Here is a 6,515-nt window from a genome sequence, read left to right as displayed (position 1 = left end):
GGGCCGCCCCGCAGGCGCACACGGTGAGTCTGGACGGCTACTCGTTCCTCGTCGACGGCAGGCGAACCTACCTGTGGTCCGGCGAGTTCCACTACTTCCGGCTCCCGAGCCCGGACCTGTGGCGGGACATCTTCCAGAAGATGAAGGCCGCCGGATTCAACTCCACCTCGCTGTACTTCGACTGGGGGTACCACTCGCCCAAGCCGGGCGTGTACGACTTCACCGGAGTACGGGACGTCGACAAGCTCCTCGACATGGCCCAGGAGGCCGGGCTCTACGTCATCGCCCGCCCGGCGCCGTACATCAACGCGGAGGTCGACAGCGGCGGCCTGCCCGGCTGGCTGACCACCAAGGCCGGGAACAACCGCAGCGACGACCCGCGGTTCCTGAAGTACGCGGACGAATGGCTGACGCAGATCGACCGGATCATCGCCCGCCACCAACTGACCAACGGCACCGGGTCGGTCATCGCCTACCAGGTCGAGAACGAGTACTACAACGGCTCGGCCGCCGGCCGCTCCTACATGCAGCACCTGGAGGACAAGGCCCGTGCCGACGGCATCACGGTCCCGCTGACAGGCAACAACAACGGCACCTTCAACTCCGGTACCGGTGCCCTGGACGTCGACGGCCCGGACTCCTACCCCCAGGGCTTCGACTGCTCGAACCCCACGAAGTGGAACGGCGTCCCCGACATCAGCTACGACCACCCCGCCGGAAAACCGCTCTACTCCCCGGAGTTCCAGGGCGGCGCCTTCGACCCCTGGGGCGGACCGGGCTACGACAAGTGCGCCCAGCTGATCAACGACCAGTTCGCCGACGTGTTCTACAAGCAGAACATAGCCGTCGGCGCCACCGCGCAGAGTTTCTACATGACCTACGGCGGCACCAACTGGGGCTGGCTGGGCATGCCGGAGAACTACACGTCGTACGACTACGGGGCCGCGATCCGCGAGACCCGCCAGCTCGACCCGAAGTACTACGAGGACAAGCTGATCGGGTACTTCACCCAGTCGGTCGCCCCGCTCACCGAGACCGAGGCGATCAGGGCCACCCCGCCGGACGACTCCGCCGTGGTCGACACGGCCCGGATGAACCCCGACACCAGGACGCAGTTCCACGTCCTGCGACACGGCAGTTCCACGTCCACCGCGGTCGACAGGACCCACATCTCGCTGGACCTCAACGCCCAGCCGGCCGCGGACACCACCTACACCTGGGACGATCCCGACTCCGCGCTCCAGTACGCCGGTTCGTGGTCGCACGTCGCCAACACCAGCTACACCGGCGGCGACTACAAGCACACCGAGTCGTTCTCCAACAAGGCCGGTGACTCGCTCCTCGTCCCCTTCGACGGCACCGCGGTCCGCTGGATCGGCTCGAAGACGAACAACCACGGCTACGCCGACGTCTACCTCGACGGCACCAAGGTGGCGACGGTCGACGACTCCGGCGGCGAGAACCAGGCGGTGGTCTTCCAGAAGACCGGCCTCGCGCCGGGTGCGCACACCCTGAAGATCGTCGTGGCCGGGACCCACGGCTCGGGTTCCACGGACAATTACGTGGCCGTCGACGCCATCGACGTGCCGACGGGCGCCGCCGCCGCGGAACCGACCTACCCCCTCGTGCCCCAGCAGCCCGGCACCGCGATCACCCTCGACGGCCGCGACTCGCACGTGATCGTGGCGAACTACCGGCTCGGGGACTCCCGGTTGCAGTACTCGACGTCCGAGATCATGACCAGCGCGACGATCGGGGACCGGGACGTCGCCGTGCTCTACGGCGACGCGGGCAGCGACGGCGAGACGGTCCTGCGCTACGCCACCGAGCCCACCGTCACCGCCACCGGCGGCACGGTCACCACCACCTGGGACGCGGCCACCGGGGACCTGCGCCTGAACTACACGCACAAGGGCCTGCTCCGCATCAGCATCAGCGGTGGCGGGAAGCGCCCGCTCCTGCTGCTCGTCGGCGACAAGGCCACGGCGGAGACCTTCTGGCGCCAGGACACGGCGACCGGCCCGGTGCTGGTGCGCGGCAGCCACCTGCTGCGCACGGCGACCAGCCTGGACGGCGGCCGCACCGTGGCACTCACCGGCGACAACGCCGACGACAAGAACATCGAGGTGTTCACCACCGCCGACCGGGTCACCTGGAACGGCAGGACGGTGCGCGGCGAGGCCACCGACACGGCGAGCCGCACCGGGACGATCCCGACGGCCGCCCCCGTCCAGCTGCCGGCACTGACGAACTGGAGGCACGCTGAGGAGTCGCCGGAAGCGGCCCCCGGTTTCGACGACGCCGGCTGGCAGGTGGCCGACAAGGCGACCACCAACAGCGTCTCCGGCAGTGACGCGCAGCCGGTGCTCTACGCGGACGACTACGGCTTCCACACCGGCAACACCTGGTACCGGGGCCGCTTCCGCGCCACCGGCAAGGAGACCGGCGTCCACCTGGTCTCGGACTCCGGCGGCGGCGCGCAGGCGTTCTCCGCCTGGCTCAACGGCACCTTCCTGGGCAGTTCCACCACCGGGAGCGCCGACTTCACCTTCCCGTCCGGCTCGTTGAAGTCGTCGGGCGACAACGTCATCTCCGTGCTCACCGTGAACATGGGGCACGAGGAGGACTACAACTCGACCAACGGGAACAAGACCGCCCGCGGCCTGACCAGCGCCTCCCTCACCGGGGCGCCGCTGACCTCCGTGACCTGGCGGGTGCAGGGCGTACGCGGCGGCGAGGACCTTCAGGACACCGTGCGCGGCCCGCTCTCGACGGGCGGCCTGTACGGCGAGCGGGCTGGCTGGTCGCTGCCGGGCTACCCGGACAGGAAGTGGGACCAGGTGTCCCTGCCGACGACCGACACCCGTCCCGGCGTCTCCTGGTACCGCACCGACGCCGAACTGGACCTGCCGCACGGCCAGGACACCTCGATCGGGCTGACCTTCACCGACGACCCGGCCCGCAAGTACCGTGCCACGATCTTCGTGAACGGCTGGCAGGTCGGCAACTACGTCAACTACCTCGGCCCGCAGCACACCTTCCCCGTGCCCAACGGCATCCTCAACCCCAACGGCCACAACAGCATCGCCATCGCCGTGTGGAACCTGGACGGCAGCACCGGCGGCCTCGGCAAGGTCTCCCTCACCGACTACGGCAGCTACGCCTCGTCCCTGCGCGTCGCGCAGAACGACAGCCCGCGCTACGACGCCGAGAAGTACGCGATGCCGCAGCGTCCCGGAGCGGACGTCACCCTGGACGTGCCGGACACCGCGCAGTCCGGCCAGGCCTTCACGGCCGAGGCGACGGTAGGGGTGCCCGCGGACCGGCCGTCCGCCTCTGACCTGACGGCCTCGCTCTCCGCCCCCGACGGCTGGACGGTGACCGCCACTGGCCCCGCCTCGGTCCCTCGTGTACGGCCGGGCGGCTCGGCCACCTTCACCTGGAAGGTCCAGCCTCCGGACGGGACCCTGCCGTCCGCCTCGACGCTCACCGCCACGGTGGACTACGTGCAGGGCGGCAGGCAGGCCACCGGCAGTGACGAGCGCATCGTCGGCGGGATCCCGCCCGCCCCGCCGGCCGGGAAGAGCGCGGTGAGCGACCTGCCGTTCCTGTCGTCCACCAACGGGTGGGGCCCGGTGGAGCGCGACACCAGCGTCGGCGAACAGGCGGCCGGCGACGGCCGTCCGATCACCGTGGCCGGCGTCGGCTACGCCAAGGGCCTGGGCACCAACTCGGTCAGCGACGTCCAGCTCTATCTCGCCGGACAGTGCTCCCGGCTGACGGCGCAGGTCGGTGTCGACGACGAGACCGGGGGCGCGGGAACGGTGACGTTCTCCGTGATCGCCGACGGCAAGACCCTGGTGACCACGCCGACGATCCGCGGAAAACAGGCCGCGGTGCCGATCGACGTCGACGTCAGCGGCGCCCAGGTGCTCGACCTCAGGGTCGGCGACGCCGGCGACGGCAACGGCAACGACCACGGCGACTGGGGGATGCCGACGCTGACGTGCGGCTAGCCGGACGACACACCGGGACCGGCTTCCCGGGCAACTGAGCCGGTCCCGTAGGCACTTCGCGGTGCCCGTACGCCTGGCCGATCGGACCGTTTCGGTGTGGAACGGTCGGCCGGGCGTACGCATGCCGCGCGGGGCGGCCTCGACCGGGTGGCCGAGGAGGGGACAAGTGGCGCTTTCCGCCCAGGAGTTGCGCCCGGACGGTGCCGGGCCGGGAAGTGGGTACCGTGTCCGGCCGCGGTGGAGAAGGTGCGTGCGGGCAGGTTGACACGCCCGGTGGTATAGGGGTTCGCCGTTCACGTCGGGGTAATGTGTTCAGGAATCGAACAGTTCTCCGTGGGAACCGTGATGACGGCTGAGACGGGAGAGCAGGCCGTCCGGGCCACCCGCATGTGACCTCTGAGGATGGAGCCGATGAACGTGTCGACTCGTGGCGGACGGCTGCGGAGCCGAGCCGCCACAGCAGCCTTCGTCTGCGCGATCGCCCTGTTACCCGGCCCGAGTTACGCAACCCCGGGCGCACCCGATCCCCGCAACGAGAAGTCGATTGAGGACATCCACGACGAGTTGAACGGCCTCTACCGTCAGGCGGAGGTGGCCACCGAGGCGTACGACACCGCCGAGGTGAAGGCGGCCGAGCAGGAGAAGCGGCTGGTCTCGCTCCACCGGGACCTGGCCCGTACCGAGGACCGGCTGGCCGATCTGCACGACCTCGCGGGTGCGGCCGCCCGCACGCAGTACCGCGGGGGCAACCTCGACTCCACAGGCCTCCAGCTGCTGCTCGGTGACCACCCCGAACACGCCCTGGACGACGCGGCCCAGGCCCGCCAGGCCCTGCGCGACGTGGTGACCGTCTCCGAGAGCCAGGCGAACGCCCGCGCGGAGCTGAGCCGGCAGACGGACGCCGCCGCCGAGAAGCTGCGGGAGCTGAAGAACACCCGCGCCGACAGGGCCGAGGCGAAGCAGAAGATCGAGAAGAAGATCGCCGAGGCCGAGCGGATCGAGGCGGGGCTCAAGAAGGAACAGACCCGCAGGCTCGCCCAGTTGGAGAAGGAAGAGGCTAAGGAGGCAGAGGCCAGGTGGACGGGACCCGGTTCCGGCGGCAGCACCTCGACCGGTACCGGTTCGGTCGGCGGCCGGACGAAGGCGAGCGGAGCGGCCGCGAAGGCCGTCGCCTTCGCGCTGGCGCAGATCGGCAAACCGTACGTGTGGGGCGCGGTCGGCCCCTCGTCGTACGACTGCTCGGGACTGACCTCCACCGCGTGGGCGGCGGCCGGGCACCCCATACCCCGCACCTCGCAGGCGCAGTGGCAGGGACTGACCCGGGTCAATCTGGCCTCCGTGCAGCCCGGCGACCTGATCATCTACTACGACGCCACCCACGTGGGCATGTACATAGGCAACGGACAGATCGTCCACGCCCCGCGGCCCGGACGCACGGTCACGACCGCCCCGGCCGCCTCCATGCCCATCCTCGGTGTCGTCCGACCCGGAGTCTGAGCGGATGACCTACTCACTGACCCCCCGCAACGAGGGAAACCTGCCCGCGCTCAGCGCACCGCCGCTGATCCGGCTCGACGCCTATGTGGCCGAGGACGGGTCGACGGTGGTCAACGGCCATCTGCTGGAGATGGGCGGCACCCGGCCCCCCAACGAGGCGATCCTCGACGCGATCGCCATGTTCGCCCGCACCCTGGGCGCCCCGGTGGCGGCCACCGTCATCGACCGCAGTGTGCTGCAGGTGGCACGCCTGCGGGTCCACCCCGACGGCTCCAGCCGGACCATCGCCGACGAGGAGGACCTGCCGCCCGGACGCGAGCGCACCGCCGCGGAGGAGGAGGCCTTCCCCCCGCTCGCCCGCGTCGAACGCATCATCGACCACGCACAGCGGGGGGAACTGCACGCCGCGTCCGTCCTCGCCAGCGCCCTGCGGGAGCACCTCACGCTGCGCAGGGGAGCGGAGGACGAACTCTCGCTGGAGGCACGGGCGATCGAGGCCTACCTCGCGTACCAGCGCGGCGACTACATGCTCTCCACCGTCCTCGCGCTGACCGTCGCGCGCATCCGCTGCCGTACCGACCTGAACCGGGCGGCACCGGAGGTGGCCCGCGCCACCGCCGCGTGGCAACGACTGACGGACGACGGCCAGGTGGCCACCCGAGGGCAGGAACTGCTGCACATGTGGGAACACCTGGCCGCGGAGGGCATGCCGCTGGAACCGGCCCACCAGGCCATGGCCAGGGCCGTCCGGAGCCGGCTCGAACGGAGCAACCGCTCACTCCCGGCCCCGGCCTCCGCCCCGGCCTCCGCCCCGGCCGTGACGGCGGGCCCCGGGCCGGTCGCCCCCGAGGACACACCTCTCAACCCCACCCGCCGGGGCCTGCGACGCTTCACCCGTCGCGCCGGCCGCTCCGCCGAGTCGCAGTCCTAGCGGACGGCGCCCCAGAGGGGGCGTGCCCCCGTGGACACGCCCCTCGACGTCCTGGCGGACGGCGTCCCGAA

3 protein-coding genes are annotated in these 6,515 nt (G+C 70.8%); all 3 read left to right on the top strand.

What is annotated here, in order from left to right; all coding sequences use genetic code 11:
• On the top strand, nt 1-4,016 hold a 4,016-nt coding region (locus JF597_RS43440), incomplete at its 5' end, for a beta-galactosidase (protein WP_294009753.1).
• Nucleotides 4,017-4,427: 411 nt separating this feature from the next.
• Nucleotides 4,428-5,513, top strand: coding sequence for a C40 family peptidase (locus JF597_RS43435; protein WP_294009751.1), 1,086 nt, complete (start codon nt 4,428-4,430; stop codon nt 5,511-5,513).
• Between the two features lie 4 nt (nt 5,514-5,517).
• Nucleotides 5,518-6,444 (top strand): hypothetical protein, encoded by a 927-nt coding sequence (locus tag JF597_RS43430; RefSeq protein WP_294009749.1) that lies wholly within the window; start codon nt 5,518-5,520, stop codon nt 6,442-6,444.
• Nucleotides 6,445-6,515: the final 71 nt, after the last annotated feature.

Source organism: Streptomyces sp. (genome assembly GCF_019510245.1).
Classification (GTDB): Bacteria; Actinomycetota; Actinomycetes; order Streptomycetales; family Streptomycetaceae; genus Streptomyces.
This window is presented reverse-complemented; position numbering and strand designations above follow the sequence as displayed.